At 62.8% G+C, this 21562-nt stretch carries 22 protein-coding genes and 2 pseudogenes; 11 read left to right on the forward strand and 13 right to left on the reverse strand.

The window, feature by feature from the left end:
• Positions 1-103 precede the first annotated feature (103 nt).
• Positions 104-1066, reverse strand: a complete 963-nt coding sequence (locus tag AB3L03_RS31915; protein ID WP_368507681.1) for a cupin domain-containing protein — start codon at positions 1064-1066, stop codon at positions 104-106.
• Positions 1067-1280: 214 nt separating this feature from the next.
• Between AB3L03_RS31915 and AB3L03_RS31920 the strand changes: the two genes are divergently transcribed.
• Positions 1281-2051 carry an alpha/beta fold hydrolase gene (locus AB3L03_RS31920; protein ID WP_026232924.1) on the forward strand — a complete coding sequence of 257 codons (771 nt, stop codon included), beginning with the start codon at positions 1281-1283 and terminating at the stop codon, positions 2049-2051.
• 187 nt (positions 2052-2238) lie between these two features.
• A pseudogene (locus AB3L03_RS31925) lies at positions 2239-2840 on the forward strand (hypothetical protein).
• A 160-nt stretch (positions 2841-3000) separates the two neighbouring features.
• Here AB3L03_RS31925 and AB3L03_RS31930 read toward each other — a convergent pair.
• Complete coding sequence (locus tag AB3L03_RS31930) at positions 3001-4359, reverse strand: hypothetical protein (RefSeq protein WP_247361961.1); 1359 nt, start codon at positions 4357-4359, stop codon at positions 3001-3003.
• A 275-nt stretch (positions 4360-4634) separates the two neighbouring features.
• Between AB3L03_RS31930 and cysE the strand changes: the two genes are divergently transcribed.
• Together cysE and AB3L03_RS31940 are read left to right on the forward strand one after the other, a co-directional pair.
• Complete coding sequence (cysE, locus tag AB3L03_RS31935; protein WP_007602549.1) at positions 4635-5459, forward strand: serine O-acetyltransferase; 825 nt, start codon at positions 4635-4637, stop codon at positions 5457-5459.
• Positions 5460-5609: 150 nt separating this feature from the next.
• Positions 5610-5828, forward strand: a complete 219-nt coding sequence (locus AB3L03_RS31940) for a DUF3126 family protein (protein ID WP_007602550.1) — start codon at positions 5610-5612, stop codon at positions 5826-5828.
• An 89-nt stretch (positions 5829-5917) separates the two neighbouring features.
• Here the strand turns inward: AB3L03_RS31940 and AB3L03_RS31945 are convergent.
• Together AB3L03_RS31945 and AB3L03_RS31950 are read right to left on the reverse strand one after the other, a co-directional pair.
• Positions 5918-6501: pseudogene (locus AB3L03_RS31945) on the reverse strand (DUF1349 domain-containing protein).
• Between the two features lie 263 nt (positions 6502-6764).
• Positions 6765-7472 carry a hypothetical protein gene (locus tag AB3L03_RS31950; RefSeq protein ID WP_085351113.1) on the reverse strand — a complete coding sequence of 236 codons (708 nt, stop codon included), beginning with the start codon at positions 7470-7472 and terminating at the stop codon, positions 6765-6767.
• A 222-nt stretch (positions 7473-7694) separates the two neighbouring features.
• Here AB3L03_RS31950 and AB3L03_RS31955 point away from each other — a divergent pair, with 222 nt between their 5' ends.
• The 5 genes from AB3L03_RS31955 to AB3L03_RS31975 all read left to right on the forward strand — a co-directional run bounded on the left by AB3L03_RS31955 (position 7695) and on the right by AB3L03_RS31975 (position 9727).
• Positions 7695-8024 carry a hypothetical protein gene (locus AB3L03_RS31955; RefSeq protein ID WP_007602553.1) on the forward strand — a complete coding sequence of 110 codons (330 nt, stop codon included), beginning with the start codon at positions 7695-7697 and terminating at the stop codon, positions 8022-8024.
• Between the two features lie 91 nt (positions 8025-8115).
• Complete coding sequence (locus AB3L03_RS31960; RefSeq protein ID WP_018455332.1) at positions 8116-8646, forward strand: gamma carbonic anhydrase family protein; 531 nt, start codon at positions 8116-8118, stop codon at positions 8644-8646.
• Positions 8647-8717: 71 nt separating this feature from the next.
• Positions 8718-8891 (forward strand): hypothetical protein, encoded by a 174-nt coding sequence (locus AB3L03_RS31965; protein ID WP_018455333.1) that lies wholly within the window; start codon positions 8718-8720, stop codon positions 8889-8891.
• 64 nt (positions 8892-8955) lie between these two features.
• The gene (locus AB3L03_RS31970; protein ID WP_026232927.1) at positions 8956-9255 is read left to right on the forward strand and encodes a hypothetical protein; all 300 of its coding nucleotides are present in this window, start codon (positions 8956-8958) and stop codon (positions 9253-9255) included.
• Between the two features lie 103 nt (positions 9256-9358).
• Positions 9359-9727 carry a hypothetical protein gene (locus AB3L03_RS31975; protein ID WP_026232928.1) on the forward strand — a complete coding sequence of 123 codons (369 nt, stop codon included), beginning with the start codon at positions 9359-9361 and terminating at the stop codon, positions 9725-9727.
• Positions 9728-9906: 179 nt separating this feature from the next.
• Here the strand turns inward: AB3L03_RS31975 and AB3L03_RS31980 are convergent, their stop codons facing one another.
• The 6 genes from AB3L03_RS31980 to AB3L03_RS32005 all read right to left on the reverse strand — a co-directional run bounded on the left by AB3L03_RS31980 (position 9907) and on the right by AB3L03_RS32005 (position 15494).
• Positions 9907-10401, reverse strand: a complete 495-nt coding sequence (locus tag AB3L03_RS31980; protein ID WP_085351116.1) for a hypothetical protein — start codon at positions 10399-10401, stop codon at positions 9907-9909.
• A gap of 176 nt (positions 10402-10577) precedes the next feature.
• Entirely contained in the window at positions 10578-11309 is a 732-nt protein-coding gene (locus AB3L03_RS31985; protein ID WP_085361723.1) for an aspartate/glutamate racemase family protein, read from the reverse strand.
• Positions 11310-11329: 20 nt separating this feature from the next.
• Positions 11330-12208: an ABC transporter permease gene (locus AB3L03_RS31990; RefSeq protein WP_085396140.1), complete on the reverse strand. Its 879-nt coding sequence runs from the start codon at positions 12206-12208 to the stop codon at positions 11330-11332.
• Between the two features lie 3 nt (positions 12209-12211).
• Complete coding sequence (locus tag AB3L03_RS31995; protein WP_018455339.1) at positions 12212-13171, reverse strand: ABC transporter permease; 960 nt, start codon at positions 13169-13171, stop codon at positions 12212-12214.
• A 4-nt stretch (positions 13172-13175) separates the two neighbouring features.
• A complete protein-coding gene (locus AB3L03_RS32000; protein ID WP_007602563.1) occupies positions 13176-14465 on the reverse strand; it encodes a PotD/PotF family extracellular solute-binding protein in 1290 nt (429 codons plus the stop codon).
• A 42-nt stretch (positions 14466-14507) separates the two neighbouring features.
• Positions 14508-15494 carry an ABC transporter ATP-binding protein gene (locus AB3L03_RS32005; protein ID WP_018455340.1) on the reverse strand — a complete coding sequence of 329 codons (987 nt, stop codon included), beginning with the start codon at positions 15492-15494 and terminating at the stop codon, positions 14508-14510.
• Positions 15495-15759: 265 nt separating this feature from the next.
• Between AB3L03_RS32005 and AB3L03_RS32010 the strand changes: the two genes are divergently transcribed.
• Positions 15760-16467 carry a GntR family transcriptional regulator gene (locus AB3L03_RS32010; RefSeq protein WP_085351121.1) on the forward strand — a complete coding sequence of 236 codons (708 nt, stop codon included), beginning with the start codon at positions 15760-15762 and terminating at the stop codon, positions 16465-16467.
• 40 nt (positions 16468-16507) lie between these two features.
• On the opposite strand, the gene AB3L03_RS32015 is transcribed toward AB3L03_RS32010, so the two are convergent.
• Both AB3L03_RS32015 and AB3L03_RS32020 read right to left on the reverse strand, forming a co-directional pair.
• Complete coding sequence (locus tag AB3L03_RS32015) at positions 16508-17437, reverse strand: Bug family tripartite tricarboxylate transporter substrate binding protein (protein ID WP_368507682.1); 930 nt, start codon at positions 17435-17437, stop codon at positions 16508-16510.
• Positions 17438-17601: 164 nt separating this feature from the next.
• Positions 17602-18414 (reverse strand): helix-turn-helix domain-containing protein, encoded by an 813-nt coding sequence (locus AB3L03_RS32020; protein WP_018455343.1) that lies wholly within the window; start codon positions 18412-18414, stop codon positions 17602-17604.
• Positions 18415-18746: 332 nt separating this feature from the next.
• On the opposite strand from AB3L03_RS32020, the gene AB3L03_RS32025 reads away from it, so the two are divergent.
• Positions 18747-20498 carry a CYTH and CHAD domain-containing protein gene (locus tag AB3L03_RS32025; protein ID WP_204511597.1) on the forward strand — a complete coding sequence of 584 codons (1752 nt, stop codon included), beginning with the start codon at positions 18747-18749 and terminating at the stop codon, positions 20496-20498.
• A gap of 120 nt (positions 20499-20618) precedes the next feature.
• Here the strand turns inward: AB3L03_RS32025 and AB3L03_RS32030 are convergent, their stop codons facing one another.
• Positions 20619-21245 carry a transglutaminase-like cysteine peptidase gene (locus AB3L03_RS32030; RefSeq protein ID WP_026232931.1) on the reverse strand — a complete coding sequence of 209 codons (627 nt, stop codon included), beginning with the start codon at positions 21243-21245 and terminating at the stop codon, positions 20619-20621.
• Positions 21246-21562: the final 317 nt, after the last annotated feature.

Consider the following 21562-nt stretch of genomic DNA (forward strand, 5'->3'; position numbering starts at 1 on the left):
GGGCCATCCACTCCCTTCGGCAACCGTCCATTCCTGTACCTAGGGATCGGGGTTCGCTAAGGGCGCATATGAGACTCAGCTCGAAGCCACAGCTTTATCGAGGTCAACCGGATACTTGCAATTCCGATCCGTCCAACTGCGCACGGGCTCCGTCGGCGCGTCGCGCAGCCCGGTAACGGCCGGGCGACTGACCAATGTGCCGGTGAAACAACTTCGAAAACGCCGCTGCAGTCTCGTAACCGATCCGGTTGGCAATCCGTGCGATCGGTTCGTCGCTGGTTTCCAGCAGGAACGCCGCCTCCGCCATCCGGCGTTCGATCACATAACGTTGCATGGGCTGGCCCACGAGCCTAGTGAAGCGCGCCGAAAATGCCGAGCGCCCGAGCCCGACGCGACGGCCTAGGTCGCTCAGCGTCCAAAGCTGCTCCGGACTTTCGTGAATCAGCTTCAGCGCCGGTCCGATATGGGGGTCAGAAATGGCCCCGATCCAGCCGCCTTGCCCGGGACTGAGAGACGCGATCCAGCTTCGCAGCACCTCGACGAAGAGCACTTCCGTCAGTCGTGAAAGCGCGACGCCTTGGCCAGGACGCTCGAGCGCGGACTCGCTCATCATGCGGCGCAGGATGGCTTCAAGCCAACCACGGTCGGACGTCGGCTTCAGCAAGAGCACGGGTGGAAGCAACTCCAGCACGCTGCCAAACGTCGGCCGCGACACCGTGAAATTGCCGCAGAGCATGGTCGAGAGCGGCTTTGCACGGCTGCCGTGACGAACGAATCCGAGGCGTGGCGACGACCGTTCGATATCCACGATGCGCAAAGGCTCGGCCCGGCGATCCGAATAAAACACATGGGGCTCGCCACGTGTGATGATGACAAAATCGCCCCCGGTGATCTGGATTTCCTCTCCCTGTTCGAGCGCGAGGGTCGCTGAACCTTGGCTGAGATAGTGAAACAGGGCGTAGGGGCGCGCCGGCAACTCAAGATGCCAGGGATGGCCGAGCTCGAAGTGAAAGAGCAGCGTCCCGCCGAGACGAACCCGATCGAGCACCTGGGTGAGTATATCCATCCCCCGAGACTAGAACCGCGGACGATCGGACACAAGACACGGACGATTGGTCCCTATCGTCCGAGAGGTCCACGGAATACGTCATGCCACGGCGGGCCGACCGGACGTGCGGCAACCATTTCGCCAACGGCAGATGGAAGAACCGCGACCTTGCTGGAAACGCCTGTCCATTCCCCCGGACTACTTTCGTCCGACATGCCAACAGGAACAAACAATGCGAACTATTCTCCTCTCAGCCGCCACCGTCCTCCTGGCCGGAACGACGTTGGTCGGAGCCGTACATTCCGCCGAACTGCCCAAGGGGGCAGCGCACAACGTCGTGCTCGTGCACGGCGCCTTCGTAGACCAGACGAGCTGGCAGCCGGTTGCCGATATTCTCACCAAGAAAGGCTACAACGTCACGCTCGTCGAAAATCCACTCACTTCGCTCGCCGCCGACGTCGATGCGACCAAACAGGCGCTCGCGAAGCAAGCCGGCAGGACCGTTCTGGTCGGCCACTCATGGGGCGGCGTGGTGATCACGCAAGCCGGCAACGATCCCAAGGTTTCGGCGCTGGTTTATGTGTCCGCCTTTGCGCCGGAGGTCGGTGAATCCCTGGCGTCGCTGGCAAAGGCCGGTCCGCCGACCGAAGGCGGCAAGGCGATCCACCCCGATGCGAAGGGCAATCTGTACATCGATCCAAAGGTGTTTCCGTCAGCCGTCGCGGCTGACCTTCCTCCGGAGATCGCCGCGCACCTGGCCAACTCGCAGCTTCCGCTGAACCACGTTGCATTCGAAGCCCCGGTCGACGTTGCGGCCTGGCATGACAAGCCGACGTTCTACGTCATCAGCACGAAGGACAAAGTCCTCGCGCCCGAGGCCCAGAAGTCGTTCGCGGCCAGGATCCACGCCCAGACGACGGAAGTCACCGGCAGCCATGCCTCGCTCGTCGTCCATGCGAAGCAGGTCGCTGAGGTGATCGAAAAAGCCGCCCTCACGAGGTGACGGTGCCGCTCCCGGCGCTGTGGCGCCGGGAGCCCGCGCGCTCCCGCTCGACCATTTTAAGCCAGGCATCCGTAGAGTGCTGAAACGTCCTGACGACACTTCAGCTCACGGACGTGAACACCTCCAATCGCGGAACGCAACAAGTGTTGTCATGATGTGAGCGACGCATTGGAATGGACATTCCTGCATGTATAAGGCACTTCTTGTCACCCTCACTGCTGTGGCTCTTACCACCGTGTCTGCCGCGTCTGCTCCCGCCGTCAGCAGAGAGCCGCTGAATGCTGCGACGCTCAGCGCAATCAAATCGAAGTTCGGAAGGCTGATGAAATTGGCAAACAAGCATGATTTCAAGGCTCTGCATCGGATGTTCTGGCAATCGCCCTCGGCCCTTTTGGTGGCCAAGAGCGCGATCCCGTCCGAGGGAAACTGGGCCGGCTTTTGGGGTAACGCGGCGATTGATCAATAGCTGCATGATATCGGTAGCCCGGTCCGGTCGTACTCGAGCCAGATTTTTCGAAGCTCAGGGTTGTCGGCCTGACGCGCGACGTCGCCGAGTCCTATGTGCCGATGAACATCACCGTCTCTTATGCGGGGCAAGATGGAACAGCCAGGCCGTTTCTCATGATCAGCAACTGGCTTCGCGTCGGGAAGGACTGGAGGGTCGCTTCCGAAATCATTCTTCCGGTGCCGGCGGCACCGGCACAAAGAGCTAGCCGCGGAACGCCTCAGTTGTTGTACGGCACTGACCGTCTCGCACTTGGGTCCGTTTTCACGCAGCCGGCTGACTAACGGCTGGTCGTGCTCATGCCACCGCCCCGCCGCGTGTGCCGATTTGCGGGGGCGATGAAGGGCTCCAAACACCCTTGAGAACCAACGATGCGCTGGTCTTACTGGATAAACGCGATCGCTGCTCGGACGAAACCAGGCACGATGGCGCTTCACCCCAATCTCACCGCGCTTTGCTGTCTTCCCCAAGGCGGCGCGCCAGCGCCATCAGCACGGTGAAGGTCGCAACCCACACCATCCGCGCGCCATAGCGGTCGTGCGGGCCGGAGATCACGCCGCAGATGAAGGCGTTGCCGAGCAGCGCCAGCGTGATGGTCGCCGCCAGCAAGGTCAGGTCGTCGAGCCGGCGGTTCGCGAGGGCATGCGCCAGCAGCGCGACCAGCGCCAGCATCGAGGCCAGCGCGACGGGAACGTGCAGCCAGTTGATGGTGTCGAAATCGAGTCCCCAATTCTGCTGGCGCGCGGCGCGCATCGGCGCGGCCTGCGAGGGGACATAACGTTCGATGATGCCGCGGGTGTGCGGGATCCAGCCATTGGTGCCTTCGCCGGTCGCCACGTGCAGCAATTGCTGGCCCAGCGCCTGCAAGGCCGCGCCGGCCTGCCAAGCCGGATAGTCGGCGAGCGAACCCACGACGATGGTGCCCATCTCGTCGTTCATGCCTTCGAAGCGGCCGAGCGTGTTGAACATGCTCTTGCCCCACAGGAATTCGTCGGCGCTCGCCGGCAATTGGTCGCGATAGGGGCAGAGCTTGAGTTTTTCGCGTGGGCAATGGTCATTGAGATAACGCGCAACGATGCCGTCCTGCATCATGCGGCCGAAGGCGACGCCGGTGCCGCCGGGCGTCCATGTCCACTTGCCCGACAAGGCATGGTTCGCCGACACCAGCATCAGGCCGCCAGCGAGGATGGTGAGGCTCGCTTGGGCCAATCCGGCGATCGGAAGCCGGGGCCCCAGCAACGGCCGCGCCATCCAGCCGGCGATGCAGAGCCCGAGCAGCACGCCGAGCGTGGCGCTGTGGGTCGCGGCGGCAAAGGCCGTGAAGACGAACAGCGAGATTTTTTCGAGCGCCGAGGTCCGCGGCCCGCCGACGACCAGCAGGAATAGCGACAGCACCGACAGGCCTGCAAAAATGTCGGTGAGCAGCATGCTCGCAAGCCAGGGCAGCGCAGTCGACAGGATCAGGAGCAGGCTGATCACGACGAAACGGAACGTCTGCATCATCGAGAGCACGCGCAAGGTGAGTTGCAACAGCCACAGCGTGGCCAGCGACTGGACCGCGAGGTTGATCCAGAACCCTGAACTTTCGCCATAGTGCAGATAGATGCCGAACACGGTGGAGCGGCTCGGGACGAGATAGCCCTCGTACCAGCGCGCCAGATAGCCTCCGGTATCCCATTGCAACAGCGGATAGCGGTTCCAGAATGCCGGCGCGATCAACAGGAGCGGCAGGGCGATGGCGGCGAGCCGCAGCCAGAGTGAGCCCGCGGCGCCCGCGCGCGCATGATCGGTGGTGATGGTCAAATCCGCTCCGTCCTCACTCGGACCATGCCCGCAATTACCGTTGAGGCGGAATTCACCAATAGTTTGACGCCGCCCGGCTTGAATTTGGCGAAACCCTGACCATTTTGAGCCGACCTTGCCGCCCGGGGTGTCGGAAGAAACTGTTGTGATTCAACGCGTTGGCATGCCCCCGCCGGGCAACGCACTGTTCACTCTCAGGCAAGCACGTCAGGACTTTGTCGCCTAGACTGTGTTATAGAACCAGTGAAACGAGCCAATTCGAAAGAGCAGATCTCATGGCAGTGCATCAGGTCAATCCGGGAGGAAAGCTTGCAACGCTTGATCCGATCTGGGATCGGATCCGCGGCGAAGCGGAGGACATCGTCCATCGCGAGCCGGAGCTTGCGACCTTCATCTATTCGACGGTGCTGCATCACAGCCGCCTGGAAGATGCGGTGATCCATCGGGTCGCCGACCGGCTCGATCATTCCGCGCTGTCGGGCGATCTCGTGCGCCAGACCTATGACGAGGCGCTGCGCGACGATCCCGATCTCGGCAACGCCTTCCGCGCCGATCTCGTCGCCGTCTACGATCGCGACCCCGCGACCTCGCGCTTCATCGATCCCTTGCTCTATTTCAAGGGCTTTCACGCCATCCAGACCCACCGCCTCGCGCATTGGCTCTATCTGAAGGGCCGCAAGGATTTTGCGTATTATCTGCAGAGCCGGGCGTCTGCGGTATTCCAGACCGACATCAATCCCGCCGCGCGCATCGGCCGCGGCATCTTCCTCGACCACGCCACCGGCTTCGTCTGCGGTGAGACTGCGCTGATCGAGGACGACGTCTCGATCCTGCATGGCGTTACGCTCGGCGGCACCGGCAAGGAGAACGAGGACCGCCATCCGAAAATCCGCCACGGCGTCCTGATCGGCGCCGGCGCGAAGATCCTCGGCAACATTGAAATTGGTCATTGCGCGCGCATCGCGGCGGGCTCGGTCGTGGTCAAACCGGTGCCGCACAACGTGACGGTCGCAGGCGTGCCTGCCAAGGTCGTCGGCGAAGCTGGCTGCGCCGAGCCGTCGCGCACCATGGATCAGATGATCAACGCCATGGGACTCTGAGATGGGCCTCTGAGGCGGGCCTTCGAGCTTGTCGGAAGGGGCGGATTTTCCGCCCCTTTCGTCCAAAAATTCTTTGGCAATTCATGCTGGCGGTTGGTCGCGTCTCGTCCTAAAACCCGCGCCAACCCAGATTTCGATTGGAGACTTGCCGTGGACGTCAAGGAAGTTAGGAAGCTCGACGCGTATTTGAAGCGCGTATTCGGCAATCCCAAGATCCGCGTCGTGCCGCGGCCAAAGAAGGATGATTCCGCCGAGGTCTATATCGGCGAGGAATTCATCGGTGTGCTCTTCGTCGACGACGAGGACGATGATCGCTCGTTCCAATTCCAGATGGCGATCCTCGAGGACGACCTCGTCGACCAGGAATAGTTCGGCGATCGTCTCGCTCAACGGGGCCGCGCGGGCGCGGCTCCATGCCTTTGCTTTCTTGCAAGAACATATTTCTGCAAGGGTGATGTTCAGCTCAGGTCGTGCAGGTCTTTTCCGGGGGAGGTGTCAGACGAAACGTCGAGAATACGACTTCTAGCCCCGCCCGTTCGGGTGTGCAGGCCATCGGTCCCACAAGGTAGGAGTTTGCTTTAGGAAACGCCGCCAGCCGCATGAGGGGCCAGGATTTGCCGTCGGCCGAAACTTGCAGACGAAGGACACCGTTGGCGATGGTCGCGCGGACCCAGAAGTCGCTGGCATTATGCTCATAGGGTGCTGTCGCCCAGTCTGATTGCCCGTTTGTCAGCACGCTCGCGAGCATAGCGCGGCCATCTGACAATTCGATTCCGGCTTTGACCCAATGATGCGCGTCGAGGCGCACCATGATGCCCGCCTGATCATAGAGCGCCCGGAAATCGCCCTGAACACGCAAATCTGCGGTGAATGCTTCGCCTGTCGGAAAGCCCAGGAAATGTCCGCTATCGCGATTGAAGCCGTAATGGGTTTCGCGCCAGAAATCCGTGGCCTTGTCCGTGAGGATCCGCAGGTCATCACCCTTTGCCGCCCATCGCTGCGGTTCATTTAGCCACACACCGTCACTTCTGCGGAGAATCATGACTAACCTCTGTCGCGGATGCCTGCCGGTTCGGTCCGTGAGTCGGACGAGCACGGCATCGTGCATTGAGATGAAAAGGCAATGTAGCCGAGATTGCTTCGCTTCGCTCGCAAGGACGAGCAACAGCTTCGCCGCCGCCCCATCCTGACACCATACGCGCGAAGCTGACTTCGAAAAATACGAAGCATTACAGGAGCTTGGCTACTGTGCATGGGGTTGTTTTCGCAGTTTTTGTTTTGGAGGCGCAGGTCGCGCGGTCGCGTTCAGCCCTTCGGGCCGCGCAGCTGCGCCGTCAGCTTCTCCATCGCTTCCGCCGTATCGCGCCACTGCGACAGCCAGCTGCGCGGAAAGCGGAAGGTGAGGTCGGCGCCGCCGACGCGGCGTTCGGCGAGGCACATGCCGGGCGTCGCACCATCGCGCGTGCAGCGCGCGGTCAGCGCGGGACTTGCGGCAGAATAGAGATCCTCGGTGCCGTAAGGCGTGTCAGCGCGGAATATCCGCATCGTCAGCCCATCCTGAGGCATTGCCGCGGCCTGGTCGAGATAGCGTGGATAAATCGTGGCGGTGCGCTGCTCGGGCGAGAGCGCATCGCGATGTGCGGCGATCGACAGGAAGATGCGGTCGATCGGCTGCATCGCCGCATCCACGCTATCGGCGGTGACGTGCTTCGGCGCGCCCGGCGGCTCCAGCGAAGGGTACAGGAAGTCGAGATCGATCCGCTCCTGTGGCCCGGAGTGGCGCTGGATCTTCATGCGGATCGCGTTGGTCGGCAGGTTGAACAGCGTGCCGCCGACGCTCACCGGCAGCTTGTCCGGGGCGTTCGCGCCGCTCGGCCCCCAGGTCGGCCACAACAAATAGGCGACGAGCGCGACGGCGCACACCGCGGCAATGCCGCCGAGCACGATCGGGACGACGTGGGCCCGGGTGCGCACCCGGGGAGATTGAGGGGAAATTGCCGAAAACACCGTCATGAGCCGCGCGAATGAGCCGGAAGTCGGCCGATGGCCGACGAATCAGCGGCGAATATGCCACGTGGTGGCGATTTCGCGGAGCGTTGGCCGGCTGCAGGGAAGGGAGAGAGGCCTGCGTGGAACGGCTGGCGGCGTTAACCTTCCCTTAAGGATAATGTAGCGTTAACCGGCACTCTTTGTCACAGGAAGGTACCTCGCGTTGCGTAAGGGCGGACTGTTCCGATGACACCTGAAGCTCTCAACACATTCTTCTCGATCGGCATTGGTTTCGCGCTCGCGGGAGCGCTCGTGAGCGGATACCAGACGGTCGCACAGCGGCCGGCCGGCTTCGGTCTGTTGCAGGACGGCGTGGCGCCGAAGACCTTCGCGGCGGTTCCGTTCCTGGTGTTCGCGGCGCCTTTCATCATCATGCGCAATACTCTGCGCGGCAGGCAGGTGGAGAGCCGCCGCGTCGAATTCGTGATGATGGCGACCGTCATCGCCGGCTTCTGGAGCATGATGAGCGGCACCTTCTTCCTGATGACGCTCCGCGCGGCCGGCGTTCTGGTCTGATGCGCGCCGCTGTAGGGCTGCCTGCGCGGCGGCCCTTTGCGTCAAGGCCGCCGTTTCGCTATGGCTGGGGTTGACGCGACAGGAGACCCTCATGGCGATCTACGAGCTCGACGGGCAGGCGCCCGACCTTCCCGCCGACGGCAACTACTTCATCGCGGAGACCGCTACCGTGATCGGCCGCGTGCGCCTGAAGCCGGGCGCGAGCGTCTGGTTCGGCGCGGTGCTGCGCGGCGACAATGAGTGGATCGAGATCGGCGAGGGCGCCAACGTGCAGGACGGCTCGACCTGCCACACCGATCTCGGTTTTCCGCTTCAGATCGGCAGGAACTGTACGGTCGGGCATAACGTCATCCTGCACGGCTGCACCATCGAGGAGGGCGCACTCGTCGGCATGGGCTCAATCGTGATGAACGGCGCCAGGATCGGGCGCAACAGCATCGTCGGCGCCGGCTCCGTCATCACCGAGGGCAAGGAGTTTCCCGAACGGTCCCTGATCATCGGCTCGCCGGCGCGGGTGATCCGCACGCTCGACGATGCTCAGGTGCAGAAGATGGGGAGTGCTGCGAAGTTCTACGTCGCCAATGGACCGCGCTTCACAAAGGGCCTCAAGCGGATCGGGTGAACTCAGCTTCCTTCGGACTCGCGCGCTTCTATTGCGCTTGCGACCTTCTCGTGCCCCGCGGACCATAGGGCATGCTCATCGCTACCGTCCTGGTACGGATTGGCTTCCGCCGGAATGTTTTTACGCGCCGCGCGTTCGCCTTCTGCAAAAGCATCGCGATCGTTCATCGTGACTGCGCCTTTCTGTTTGCGGAGCAGAAGATCAGCTTGCGCGTGATCGTGCCCGCCTTCCCGGTTTCAAGCTGATGCGACGGCATTTGTTCCGGAACCGGTCCTTGCTGCGGCGGTTGATCGGCGAAGGAGAATTTCAATGGCCAGATTGCCTATAGCCCGTTCAATCAAGACCGTGATCGTGATCTTCGCCCTTGCCGCGGTGCCGGCCGCATCGTTCGCGCAAGCCACCGGCGGCTCCACAGGATCGGCCGGAGGTGTCGCCAATTCTCCGGCTCCCGCGCCAGGCACCAACAGTCTGGGGACCGCCCAATCGTCCGGTGCGAATGCACCCGGCGTCACCACTGGGACCGGCGCAGGTGGGTCCACCGACGCCGCCGTCAACGCCGAGAACCGGCTGCTCGACAAGAAGCTCAAGAGCATCTGCCGCGGCTGCTGACGCTCGCGGGGAAGTGAGACAGTGAGGCTGTCAGGAACGCCTCAAGCCGATTAGCTTGGTCCTGCTTTGGAGCGTGGAGGGTATCCACGCAGAGGATCGAGTGATGTTACGGAAGATGATGTTGACGGCGCTGGCTGTGGTGGCGGTTGGGTCGTCGATGCCGCAGGCGGCACAAGCGGGCGGTCACGGCGGCTGGGGTCATGGCGGCGGTGGCTGGGGCCATGGTGGCGGCTGGGGTCATGGCGGCCACTGGCATGGCGGTGGCTTCTGGCCAGGCGTCGCCATCGGTGCCGGTATCGCCGGCGCAGGTTACTACGGCGGGTATTACGGCTACGGCCAACCGTATTACGGCAATCCATATTACTATGGTACCGGATACGATGATGGCGGTTATGGCGGCTGCTACGTTGTGCGGAAGCGCGTCATGACGCCATCGGGCTGGCGCATCCGCCCCGTGGATGTCTGCGAATAGGCGGCGGTACCCGTCAAAAAACAAGGCCGTTGACGCAATATACCGTCAACGACCTTGCCAGCCCCGGACATTGAAATCGGCTCACGCCATCCGGTAACGGCGAGCATCGCTTGGAATCACACGGGCGAATGTGATCCAGTTCACAAGTCCAAAAATTTAAGGGTGGCGGCGCCGGCTGCTCAGCCGCGCGAGCGCTTGCGTGCACTGGCATGGACACGATGCCGTGCAGGTTTCCTGCGGGTAACTGAGGGAGTCTCCGCCTCGCTCGCCCGGGCGCTGGCAAAGGATTGCCGCAGGCCATCGATGGACTCGTTGAGTGTCGTGACCTGCTCGGACAGACGCTTGGTGTCGGCCTGCTGGAATGCGAGCAAGCGCTTCACACTCTGGAGCTGGTCTTGCACGACCTGGAGCTGGTCAATCGATTCCTGCTGGGTTGCCTCCAGCCCCTTGGTCTTCTCGACCAGCTGCTCGGATGCCTGTGCGGTGCGAGCCTGCAGCTGCCGCGACGCCACCACCCGGTCGGTCTCAGGGGCCGCACCGGTATAGGCACGCCAGATCGCGATCGAGGTCACCCCCGCGATCAGGAGCAGGAGCGCGGCGGCGGTCAGCGCGATAGGCTGGGCGCCAAGGCGAAGGAGGGGATGGGACCGTGTGTCCTCTGCGAGATCGATCATCGCTGACAAAACCCAAATTGAAACTTGGTGAGTGGCGAAGACCGGCAACCTGAGGTTACCGGGGCGTCCCGAAAGCGTTACGTGTCGGCAAGGAATGGGACCAAAAAGAGGCTAAGAGCAAAAAAACCAACAATCAGGATGCCTTAGGGCATCCGTGCCCCCGTCAGAGGCAGAGATCAGGGCTGAAACAGCGAAAACGGACCGGAATAGGTCTTCGAGCGCGGCGCCGCGTAGGGCCCGAGCCGGGAGGTCTTCAGTCCCAGTCGCACCAGTGATTCTGCCAAGGTCACCGCGGCGGCGACGCCGTCGATCACGGGCAGGCTGTGTGTGGCGGCGAGTTCATTGGCGAGATCGGCCATGCCGGCGCAACCGAGCACGATGGCCTCTGCGCGATCGTCGCGGATCGCGGCCGTGATTTCCGTAGAGATTTTTGCGAGCGCATCGGTGTTGCGCTCCTCGAGCGCGAGCACCGGCACCTCGGCGGCGCGGACGCGCGCGCAGCGTTCGGCGAGGCCGTATTTCCGCAAATTATGCTCGATCGGCACGATGGAGACACCGAGCGTCGTCACCACGGCGAAGCGCGCGGCAATCAGGCTCGCCATGTGGAAGCCGGCCTCGCCAATGCCGATCACTGGTGCCCTTGCCGCAGCGCGCGCGGCGTCGAGGCCGGTGTCGTCGAAGCAGGCGATGACATGCGCATCCGCGCCGTCGCGGTCGGCCTCGCGGATGCAGCCGAGCATGCCCGGCACCGCGAACGCCTCGTCGTAAAATCCCTCGATCGAGACCGGGCCCATCGTGGGCTGGCGCGCATCGATCACGGTGTCGGGCAGGGCGACCGCGCGCGCGGCAGCGGCGATCTTCACCGTCATGGACGCAGTGGTGTTGGGATTGACGACGTGAAGCCGCATCGGATCAGACAAGCCCCTTCTCAGACAAGCCCTTTGCCGGCGTCCGAGCCTTTGGCCGCCTGTCGCTTGTTGAGCATGTGGATGGTGCCAAGCGCAAGCGCGATCACCGTGAACGAGACGGCCGAGATCACGGTGCCGAGCGCATAGATGTCGGGGTTCGTCACGGTGGTGGTGAGGCCCTGGAGATCGAGAGGCAGCGTGTTCACCGCCCCGATCGCCTGGCTGGAACGCGCGAGTTCGTCCCAGGACAGTGTGAAGCCGAACAGTCCAATGCCGATCACGGAGGGCAGGATGATCGGCAGCACGACATGACGGAACGCCTGCCACGGTGTCGCACCGAGATCGCGCGCGGCTTCCTCGAGCCTGGGATCGAAGCGATTGAAGATCGCGAACATGATGAGAAGGCCGAACGGCAGCGTCCAGGTCAGATGTGCACCGAGGCCCGAGGTGAGCAGACCCATCGAGGTCTCGAAATTCTCGTTCCAATGCGCCTTGATCAGATCGTCGATGATGCGGAATTCAAGCGAGATGCCGAGCGAGGTGATGATCGAGGGCACGATGAGGCTCGCGATCGCGGAGTAGAACAGGATGCTTTGCGCCTTGAACTTGCGGCGAAACGCCATGCCCGCTGCGACCGACAGCACGACGGTGACGATCATCACGATAATGCCAAGCAGCAGCGAACGGCGGAAGGCGGCGCCGAGATCGACGATGCCGGTGCCCTGGAACAATTTTGCGATCCAGAAAGTCGATACACCGTTCATCGGGAAGGTGAGGCCGCCCTGCGGTCCCTGGAACGACAGCACATAGATCGCGATCATCGGGCCGTAGAGGAACAGCGTGTAGGCCGCGAAGAAGATCGCGAGCACGTAGAAAGAGCGCGGGCGTCCTTCCTTCATGCTCTAGAGCTCCTTCTTGATGTCGACGATACGCGACATCATGGTGATGATCAGGAACGTGATGACGAGCAGGATCACGGCATTGGCCGCTGCTGCCGGGAATTGCAGCGCATTCACCCGCGTCTCGATGATCTTGCCGGCGGCCGCGATCTGCTGCCCGCCCATCACGCCGATGGTGATGAAGTCGCCCATCACGATGGTGATGACGAAGATCGAGCCGATCACGATGCCGGGTTTTGCCAGGGGAATGATGACGTTGACGAGCGTCTGGAAACCGGTCGCCCCGGCGTCATAGGCGGCCTCGATGAGCGATTTGTCGATGCGAACCATTGAGTTGAAGATCGGCACCACCATGAAGAAGGTGAAGAGGTGCACCAGCGCCAGCACCACGGAGAATTCGGAGAACAGCAGCCATTCAACGGGATGGTTGATCAGCCCCGTCTTCACCAAGCCTGAGTTGACAAGGCCATTGCGCCCGAGCAGCGGAATCCAGGCGATCATGCGGATCACGTTGGAGGTCCAGAACGGGATCGTGCAGAGCAGCGACAGTCCCATCTGCCAAGTTTTCGACTTGACGTGAAAGGCGAGGAAGTAGGCGACCCAGAAGCCGATGAAGAGTGTGATGACCCACACGATGAAACAAAGCTTCAGCGTCTTCAGATAAGTCTTGGCGATCGTGCAGAGATCGGGGAGCTGCGCGATGCAGCCCTCGAACGTGTCGGTGTAGCCGCGGCCCGAGAAGGCCGGCAGCAACTGGTATTCGTTGTAGTCCCAGAACGAGACGATGACGACGAAGACGAGCGGGATCAGGAAGAAGGCGAGGAACACCAGCATCATCGGCCCGGCCTGGAGCCAGGAGATGAAGGAGGGTGACAGCCGCGCCGCTTTGCTGCGGCGCGCCGTCTCCGATCCCCGGACCAGGTCCGGAGATGCCTGTTGCAAAATGTCCTCCGACGTGTCCATCAGATTACGCCGCGATGAACTCGTTCCACTTGCGGACCATGTAGTCGTTCTCGTCCATCACGGCGTTCCAGCACGCGACGCCGCCCATGCGGTCCTCGTAGGAGCCGCCGTCGCGCACGGCGCCAGCCTTCTCGAGCAGCGAGCCGTCGGGCGCCTTGATGTCCTTCTCGGCCGCCTTGCCTTCCATCCAATAGGCCCACTCGTAAGGCTCCATATGCGCCTTCGCGGTGGAGAGCACGGCCGAGTAGTAGCCCTGGCGGTTGAGATAGGCGCCGGCATAGCCGGACAGGAACCAGTTGACGAACTCATAGGCCCATTCGAGCTTCGCACCCGAGACGCCCTTGGAGACGCAGAAGCCGGAGGCCCAGGAGCGATAGCCTTCCTTGAGCGGCTGGAAGGTGCAGGCAATCCCCATCGAGCGGACCTTCGTCACCGCCGGCGACCACATCGACTGGATCACGGTCTCGCCCGAGGCCATCAGGTTGACGCTCTCGTTGAAGTCTTTCCAGAAGGCGCGGAACTGGCCCGCCTTCTTGGCCTCGGTCATCACCTTCATGGTGAGATCGATCTCTTCCTTGGTCATGTTGCCCTTGTCGGCATATTTGTACTTGCCGGTGGCTTCCACGACCATCGCGGCATCCATGATGCCGATCGAGGGGATGTTGAGGATCGAGGCCTTGCCCTTGAACTCGGGGTTGAGCAGCTCGGCCCACGAGCTGATCGGACGCTTGATGATATCGGGGCGAATGCCGAGCGTGTCGGCGTTGTAGACGGTCGGGATCAGCGTGACGAACTCGGTGGCAGACGTCGCGAACTTCTTGGAGTCCTTGCCTTCGAGATAGAGCACCTTCCAGGGTGCGGTGCCCTGGCCGCCGATCTTCTTGCCGCCGGGCGTGACGCCCTTGGTGAAGACCGGCGTGATGTTGTCGAATTCCTTGATCTTCCTCGCGTCGAGGGCAAGGATGTTGCCCGACGGCACGATCTTCTTTAGCGCGAAATATTCGGTGTCCAGCACGTCGAAGGAATTCGGCTGGGTCATCACGCGCTTGGTGACGTCGTCGGTGGTCGCGGTGATATATTCGATCTTGATGCCGGTGTCCTTCAGGCACTGCTTGGAGATCTCGTCACCCTCGTTCACTGCGGTGCCGAGATAGCGCAGCACCTTCGGCTCGGCCGACATTACATAGGGAAAGCCTGTGATGGCGCCGGAGCCCGCGGCAAGTCCGGCGAGACCCGCGGTGCTCTTCAGTAGCGTGCGGCGGCTAAGGCCCTTCTTCCTGGTCGTTTCGGTCATATCACTCACTCCTCTGTTGCGCATTCCGGTGATTGATCGGCGCTATTGCAGACGTTGCGCCTTGGCGGGATCCCAGATGGCCAGCACGCGATCGCCCGGCCGGAACTGGTGGACGTCGAAGGCGGCCTCGGGAAGGTGGGAAAAAAGGGCGGTCCCGTCGTCGAGCGTGAGCGAGACGGCGATGTAGGAGCCCTGGTACTCGGTCTGGGTCAGTAGCGCGGGCGCGCCGAAGGCGCCGTCAGTGAACGGCGCGATGCCGAGCTGATCGGCGCGCACGGCGATGAGTTTGCCTGCGTCGCTGAGGACGTTGTGACCGCCGATGAAGCGCGCCACGAATTCGGTGCGGGGGTGATGGAAGATGTCGCGGGCGCTTCCCTGCTGTTCGATCCTGCCCTGGTTCATCACCACGATGTGGTCGGCCAGCGCCATCGCCTCTTCCTGGCCGTGCGTGACCTGAACGAAGCTGATGCCGAGTTCGCGCTGTAGCCGCTTCAATTCGCCGCGCATCCTAACCCGCAGGAACGGATCGAGTGCCGAGAGCGGCTCGTCGAGCAACAGGATCTGCGGCTCGGTGATCAGCGCGCGGGCGAGTGCGACGCGCTGCTGCTGGCCGCCGGACAGCTGTGCGGGGAGGCGGGCCGCATAGGGCGTCATCGCCACCAGCTCGAGCAACTCGCCGGCGCGCTTGTGCCGCGTCGCCCGGTCGATGCCGCGCATTTTCAGGGCAAACGCCACGTTGTCGAGCACGGTGAGGTGCGGAAACAGCGCGTAGGACTGGAACATCATCGCCGTGCCGCGCTTGGCGGGTTCGAGATCCGTGACGTTCTGCGGACCCAGGATGATGTCGCCTTCGCTGACGGCCTCGTGGCCGGCGATCATGCGTAAGGTCGAGGTCTTGCCGCAGCCGGAGGGGCCGAGCAGGCAACAATAGGTGCCGGCCGGGATCTTCAAATTGACGGTGTCGACCGCCAGCGTCGTGTCGTAGCGCTTGGTGACGGCGACCAGTTCGAGGGCGGCGGGAGTGGCCATGGCGTGTCCGGGGCGAGGGCGATGCTGCGCCTCTCTCCGCAAGGTCCATGCCAATCGCGCTTGAATCGTTCTCGGCCGGCCGAATTCCAAAACAGTGCAGCGGAGTCAGATCGTTAGATCGAATCCCACGGGCTTGGGCGGTTCGCTGCCTTCGCAGTTGCGTGCACACAAAACAGGCGCGGATTGTATAAAGTTTCGCCTGTGATTGGATACAGCTGGTCGATTAGGATTCAACGCCCTCGTCGACGATCGAGTCCTCACCCCCATGGCCGTCAAGTCCCGACCGAAATCCGACGCGCCAGATGCGAGCGATCGCGTCAGCCGCATCCGGGAAGGTGTGACTGCGGCGATCCTCGAGCATCGCCTGTTGCCCGGCACGAAACTCGGCGAGGACGAGATCGGCGAGATCTACGGAGCAAGCCGAACGCTGGTTCGCACCGCGCTGCAACAGCTCGCGCATGAAGGCATCGTCAACATCGAGAAGAACCGCGGCGCCTTCGTCGCGCGGCCGACGCCTGCGGACGCCCGCGAAGTGTTCGAGGCGCGCCGCCTGATCGAGCCGACAATCGTCGATCACGCCGTTGACGCGGTGTCGCCGGCCTGGATCGGGCGTCTCCAGCGGCATCTTGCCGAGGAGCGCGAGGCGGAGCTGCGTGGCGATGCGCGTGCTTCGGTCCGCCTCTCCGGCGACTTCCATCGACTCGTCGCCGAGATGAGTGGCCACAGCATCTATCTTGGTTTTCTCAAGGAGCTGATCGCGCGCTCCTCGCTGATCATCCTGCTCTACCGCCGGCACGACACGCCGGCCTGCGGCACCGATCATCACGCCGGAATCGTCTCCGCGATCCGCAAATGCGACAGGGAGGCCGCGCGCGCGCAGATGTTGTCGCATCTGAACGAGATCGAGGCCGAGCTGTTCCTGAAGGATCCCGCCGCCGACGAGTTGCGGCTCGCGGACGTGCTCGGGGTCTGACCTCCAGGAGGTGTCCGCACCCGGCTGGGCGCGGCGACGGCTATTGCGGCTCCAACCCGAGAGTCTTGATCGACTCGAGCCAGACCGGCCCTTCCTTTTCGTAGAGCGCAATCGAGGATGCGCGATCTATGGCCGGCTGGTCGACGCCGAAGGCATCGAGCAGCTTCTGCACGCGCTCCGTCTTGCCGCCTTCGACCATCAGCTTGGCGAGCATGTCGATCCGGTCTGCCGGTATCGCAGCGGGCGCCACCAGCGCGGTAAAACTGATGAGCTGGAAGACATTGCCCGTGACCCCTTGCTCAGCAAATGTCCTGGTCTCGGGCAGCTTCTTCATGCGCACCGGTGTCGGCACGGCAATCGGGCGGCCGATGCCGGTATCGAGCACCGGCAGCGCGGCCTGATAGCTGCCGACCGCCGCCTGGATCACCCCGGCGGCCAAATCCTGCCACATCGGCGCTTCGCCGCGGTAATGCACGATGGAAATGTCGAGACCGAATTGCCGGTTGAGCTCGGCGATCGCAATATGTGCGAACGAGCCGATGCCGTACGAGCCGGCCGTGACCTTGTTGCCACGTGCGTACGCGACGAACTCTTCGATCGTCTTTGCATTGGTGGCGGAATGGACCACCAGCGGCAGATGCCCCGAAGGCGTCATGGCGACGATCGTGAAATCCTTGTCCGGATCATAGGCCAGCGATTTCAACAACAGCCGGTTACCGAGCAAGGTGGACGAGATCGTGTACATCAGCGTGTAGCCGTCGGCCGGGGAATCCTTCACCGACTGTGCCGCCAGCGCACCGCTGGCTCCGGTTTTGTTTTCGACAATGACCGGCTGGCCAAGCTTCTGCGAGATATAGTCGCCATAGGCGCGGGCGAAGGCATCGGTGATGCCGCCTGCCGGCGTGGAGACGACGATCCTGATTGCCCGGGTCGGCCAGGCTTCGGCCAAAGCCGTTTCAGAAGCGGCCATCGTCAGGCATGCCATCGCGGCAGCCCAAATTCTCGCGGATGTCCGCACTTCGGCCTCCCCTTTTCCCTGTGTCATTGGGCAGCCGGCAGCCGCCTGCAACGAGGTGTCACACGGGCAGGAAGGGGGGTCAAGAAATCAAAATATCGTTTCACTGTGTGAAATGATCATCGCCGACCTGCAGGAGAACCCGGCGCAGCAAGCTTGGCACCGAGCGCCTCGGCAAGTGCGGAAGCGACCTTCTTCATCGGCGGTACGAAGCGCCGCACACCGTCCTCCAGACCGACCGCCTCGCGAAGCATCATCACGTTCATGCTGCCGAACAGGCGATTCCGCAAAACGACGGGTACGCCGATCGCCCACACTGCGCCCCCGAAGACGCGGCGGCTGTAGGTCTCGTCCATGACTGCGAACCCCGCGCTACGGATCGTGCGCAGCACTTTGGCAAGTCTGCCGGGATTGCGCGCCAGATCGTTCCAGGGCTCCGGACCAAGGGCCAGCCGTGCGGCAATGCGCTCCTGCTCGGCGGGTTCGCAGAAGGCGAGATAGGCGCGTCCCATCGAGGTGCCGAGGACGGGAAAGCGAAAACCCGGCGGGCGGCTGAACAGCAGCGATCCATCGACGCGCGTCGTGTGGGCGATGACCATGGACTCCTGATCGAGCACCGCGATGTCTGACGGCCAATGGATCTGCTTGCGGAATTTGTTCAGGATGGGTTCGGCGATGCCGCCAATCCAGGTCGGCTCATCATAGCCTGCGCTGAGCAGCAGCGCCCGTCCCGTCGGCGCGTAGCTGGCCGGCTCGGTACGACGTACCACATAACCTTCATGTTCCAGCGTCTCGAGCATGCGGACGATCGTTGACTTGTTCAGCCCCGTCGCCTTGTGCAGCGAGCCGACGGTCGACTGCCGTTCCTGATTGATCACCCGAAGGACTTCGAGGCCCCTGGACAACGCGATGACGGGACGGAACGACGTCATGCCAACTCCTTGTGATTGCCTGTGCCGCTAGCCGATGAAGCAACGGCCGGAGGGACAGGGCAGCGCGCTCGACGCCATCGCCACCGATTGCGGGAAGGTTGGCATGAGTCAAGCTCGCTGACGCGTTCATCTCGGTTTCGAGAAGGGCGGGATTCGCAGTCAACTCGATCGCTTGCTGTGCCCAGCGGCAATTTAGTTCCTGTGGTCAAGCTGGATTGTGCGCTCCCAGCCTCGTGTGGACGGCAGGGCGCTGCGACGTCACGTGACTATTCCTCGCGAGCCACACCGGCTATAGGATGGCGCTCTGTCATCGAACTGTCATGTTACCGTAAATGCTGAAGTCAGACGCAACGCCGGTTCGCAAGGCTCCGAGCGCGCGGGATGGAAATCCTGTTGCAAGGGAAAACAAGAGAACGCAAGTCGTTGCTGGCTTCTTCAGGCAGCGTGAGCCGGCCGAACTCGTCGCGGAACCTGTGATCGATCAGACGCCATTGCAAGACGCGGAACCGGCAACGGAACCACTGCGGTCGAGCGCTGCCGCGCATGGTGCCGGTGAGATCGAGCTCAAGCTTTTCGTCGATGCCGATCGCATGGCGCATTTCAAGGCCGCGCCTGTGATCGCGATGAACGCGCGCAACAAGGGCGCGCGCAAACATCTCAAGTCCGTCTATTACGACACGCCGGAGCGGACGTTGCGTCGCCACGGCTTGAGCTTGCGCGTTCGTCAGAGCGGCGCGCGCTTCGTGCAGACCGTGAAGACCGATGCGGTGGACGATCCGCTCCGCCGTGGTGAGTGGGAGATGAGGGTACTGTCGCTTGCGCCCGATCTCGGTTTGGCAATGCCGTTCATTCCCGAGAAGCTTCGCGGCAACCTGGAAGCGCAGCCGCTCGAATCGGTCTTCACTGCCGATGTCCATCGCCATGCGCGGCCGATCGAACTGCCGTCAGGCACGGTCGAGATCGCCTTCGACCAGGGTGAGTTGACGGCCGGCGACCGTTCACTGCCGGTGAGCGAGATCGAGCTGGAGCTCAAGAGCGGCAGCGCGAGCGCGCTCTACGAGATCGCGCTGCGGCTCGCGGAGCACGGCGACGTAAAGCCGTCCATTCGCTCCAAATCGGCACGCGGCTTCGATCTTGCCGCCGACAAGCCACCCTCGGCGCGGCGTCCGCGAAAACTTCGTCTCGATCCGTCGGTGACATTGGACGAGGCGTTCGCGACAATCCTGCGTTCCTGCTTCCTCCATTTGCTTCAGTCGCTGCCGGCGGCCGAGGATGGCCGCAATCCGGAAGGAATCCATCAGCTGCGCGTCTCGCTGCGCCGGCTTCGATCGGCGTTGGATCTGATGGGGTCGGTCGGCGCGCTCAGCAATCTCGATGCGCTACGGTTGGAAGCCAGATGGCTGGCGCAAGAGCTCTCCGCCGCGCGCGACTGGGATGTGTTCCGGCTCGATACCTTGCCGAAGATCGCAACAGCCTGTCCGTCGGTCGCGGGCTTCGATGCACTGGGCCTGGCTGCGGCCGGGCGCCAGTCCGACGCCTATCGCAAGGCGCATGGCGCCCTCGAAGATCGCCGCTGCGCCATGTTCCTGCTCGGCCTCGGCAACTGGATCGAGGCGCGGGGCTGGCGCAACGACGTCGCCACCGAGGATCTCGGCCAGCTCGCCGAACCCGCGGCCGACTTCGCGGCACGCATCCTATCGGCGCAATACGCCAAGGTGCTCAAGCGCGGCCGCCGCTTCAAGTCGCTTTCCGCCGAACAGTTGCACCGCCTGCGGCTCGCGACCAAGCGGCTGCGCTATCTCAGCGAGTTTCTGCTGCCGCTGTTCGCAGACCGCAAATCCACGCGAAAATTCTCGCGAAGGCTCTCCGGCTTGCAGGAGCAGCTTGGCGCCGTCAACGACATGGCGGTTACGGCATCATTGCTGGACGGGCTTGATGCCGAGCCCGACGGCACCATCGCCGCGGCGGCGATCGCAGGCTGGCAGGCGCGCGCGTCGATCGGGGTGCAACCCGTCCTGCAAAGCACATGGCGCGATTTCACCGTCGCGCGCGTGCCCTGGTCGCGGCAGGCGCCGCAGAACTAAGCGAAGTACACCCTAAAAAAGTTGCGGCCAGCCATTGGGGGATGGCTGGCCGCGCGCGAACCGGTCTGGGACGGGGAGGGGTGGGGATGTGACCGGGTCGCGTATCTCTTTCGTTTGTCTCTACTGATCCCTTGCGCTGGCGGTGGAGACCGCCGGCTTGGTGTCGCCGAGCGAGACCCAGACATTGGGATCGCTCTGCGACTGGCGCTTGACGAAGCGGTAGCCGGTCTCCGTCCAGGCAACGACGTTCTCGTTCTGATTGTCGAGAACGAACTCGCCCTTGTCGGTCTTCACCGTCAGCACCGCGTGTCCTTCGCCCTTCTTGTCGCGCACCACGGTGATGAGCAGGGCCTCGCGCGGCCATCCGGCATCGATTAGCATCTTGCGCTTCAACAGCACGTAGTCCTCGCAGTCGCCGTAACCGTCCGACGGCAGCGACCACTTTTCGATCACGCCCCAGTGCTCCTGGTCGGTCAAAGGCTTGACGGTCTCGTTGACCCAGCGATTGACCTTGACGAGGTCGCGCCATGCAGCCTGCGACATCACGATGTCACGCGGTTGCGTCGGTGCGCCCTGGCACTGAGCGGCATTGTCCGCACAGAACTCGACCCAGCCGATCGGCGCACGCGTGGTGTCGCCGAGGCTTGCGTAGAGCAGACGGCCTTCGCCGGCCTGCGCTGCCGCGCTCATTCCGAAGAGCATGGCGGCGAGCGCCAATCCCTTCCCCTGTCCCCTGAAATCAAACATTGCGGCCCCCGTTTCTTGTTGGGACCACATTGCGCAGGCAGCTTTTGAGTTGCCGCTAAGTCAGTCAAGTCAAGTCGAGACGAATGCAAGTAAAACACGCGGCGAATTCGATCTATACTTGAGTCAAACTTGAATAAAATTCGATATGACTGCAATTGATTCAAATTTTATGGATTAACGCGGAAACGCTGGCGGAACCGTTGTTTGCACGCTCCCGCAGCCTCCGCGTTAACCCGCGCGAGCCTCGACGCCACCCATGAAAAAGGCGGCGTCCGCATCGCGGAGGCCGCCTTCAGTACTGGAAATGCAGTGGTTTT

It is taken from the genome of Bradyrhizobium lupini (genome assembly GCF_040939785.1).
Classification (GTDB): Bacteria; Pseudomonadota; Alphaproteobacteria; order Rhizobiales; family Xanthobacteraceae; genus Bradyrhizobium; species Bradyrhizobium canariense_D.

Excerpts from the sequence above, each read along its gene's own strand:
- AB3L03_RS32020 (WP_018455343.1), bottom strand. The coding sequence starts at position 18,414 with ATGACGTCGTTCCGTCCCGTCATCGCGTTGTCCAGGGGCCTCGAAGTC.
- AB3L03_RS31950 (WP_085351113.1), bottom strand. The coding sequence starts at position 7,472 with ATGACGGTGTTTTCGGCAATTTCCCCTCAATCTCCCCGGGTGCGCACC.
- AB3L03_RS31995 (WP_018455339.1), bottom strand. The coding sequence starts at position 13,171 with ATGGACACGTCGGAGGACATTTTGCAACAGGCATCTCCGGACCTGGTC.
- AB3L03_RS31960 (WP_018455332.1), top strand. The coding sequence starts at position 8,116 with ATGGCGATCTACGAGCTCGACGGGCAGGCGCCCGACCTTCCCGCCGAC.
- AB3L03_RS31975 (WP_026232928.1), top strand. The coding sequence starts at position 9,359 with ATGTTACGGAAGATGATGTTGACGGCGCTGGCTGTGGTGGCGGTTGGG.
- AB3L03_RS31965 (WP_018455333.1), top strand. The coding sequence starts at position 8,718 with ATGCTCATCGCTACCGTCCTGGTACGGATTGGCTTCCGCCGGAATGTT.
- AB3L03_RS31955 (WP_007602553.1), top strand. The coding sequence starts at position 7,695 with ATGACACCTGAAGCTCTCAACACATTCTTCTCGATCGGCATTGGTTTC.
- AB3L03_RS31970 (WP_026232927.1), top strand. The coding sequence starts at position 8,956 with ATGGCCAGATTGCCTATAGCCCGTTCAATCAAGACCGTGATCGTGATC.
- AB3L03_RS32005 (WP_018455340.1), bottom strand. The coding sequence starts at position 15,494 with ATGGCCACTCCCGCCGCCCTCGAACTGGTCGCCGTCACCAAGCGCTAC.
- cysE (WP_007602549.1), top strand. The coding sequence starts at position 4,635 with ATGGCAGTGCATCAGGTCAATCCGGGAGGAAAGCTTGCAACGCTTGAT.
- AB3L03_RS32000 (WP_007602563.1), bottom strand. The coding sequence starts at position 14,465 with ATGACCGAAACGACCAGGAAGAAGGGCCTTAGCCGCCGCACGCTACTG.
- AB3L03_RS32030 (WP_026232931.1), bottom strand. The coding sequence starts at position 21,245 with ATGTTTGATTTCAGGGGACAGGGGAAGGGATTGGCGCTCGCCGCCATG.
- AB3L03_RS31990 (WP_085396140.1), bottom strand. The coding sequence starts at position 12,208 with ATGAAGGAAGGACGCCCGCGCTCTTTCTACGTGCTCGCGATCTTCTTC.
- AB3L03_RS32025 (WP_204511597.1), top strand. The coding sequence starts at position 18,747 with ATGCTGAAGTCAGACGCAACGCCGGTTCGCAAGGCTCCGAGCGCGCGG.
- AB3L03_RS31985 (WP_085361723.1), bottom strand. The coding sequence starts at position 11,309 with ATGCGGCTTCACGTCGTCAATCCCAACACCACTGCGTCCATGACGGTG.
- AB3L03_RS32015 (WP_368507682.1), bottom strand. The coding sequence starts at position 17,437 with ATGGCCGCTTCTGAAACGGCTTTGGCCGAAGCCTGGCCGACCCGGGCA.
- AB3L03_RS31980 (WP_085351116.1), bottom strand. The coding sequence starts at position 10,401 with ATGATCGATCTCGCAGAGGACACACGGTCCCATCCCCTCCTTCGCCTT.
- AB3L03_RS31920 (WP_026232924.1), top strand. The coding sequence starts at position 1,281 with ATGCGAACTATTCTCCTCTCAGCCGCCACCGTCCTCCTGGCCGGAACG.
- AB3L03_RS31915 (WP_368507681.1), bottom strand. The coding sequence starts at position 1,066 with ATGGATATACTCACCCAGGTGCTCGATCGGGTTCGTCTCGGCGGGACG.
- AB3L03_RS32010 (WP_085351121.1), top strand. The coding sequence starts at position 15,760 with ATGGCCGTCAAGTCCCGACCGAAATCCGACGCGCCAGATGCGAGCGAT.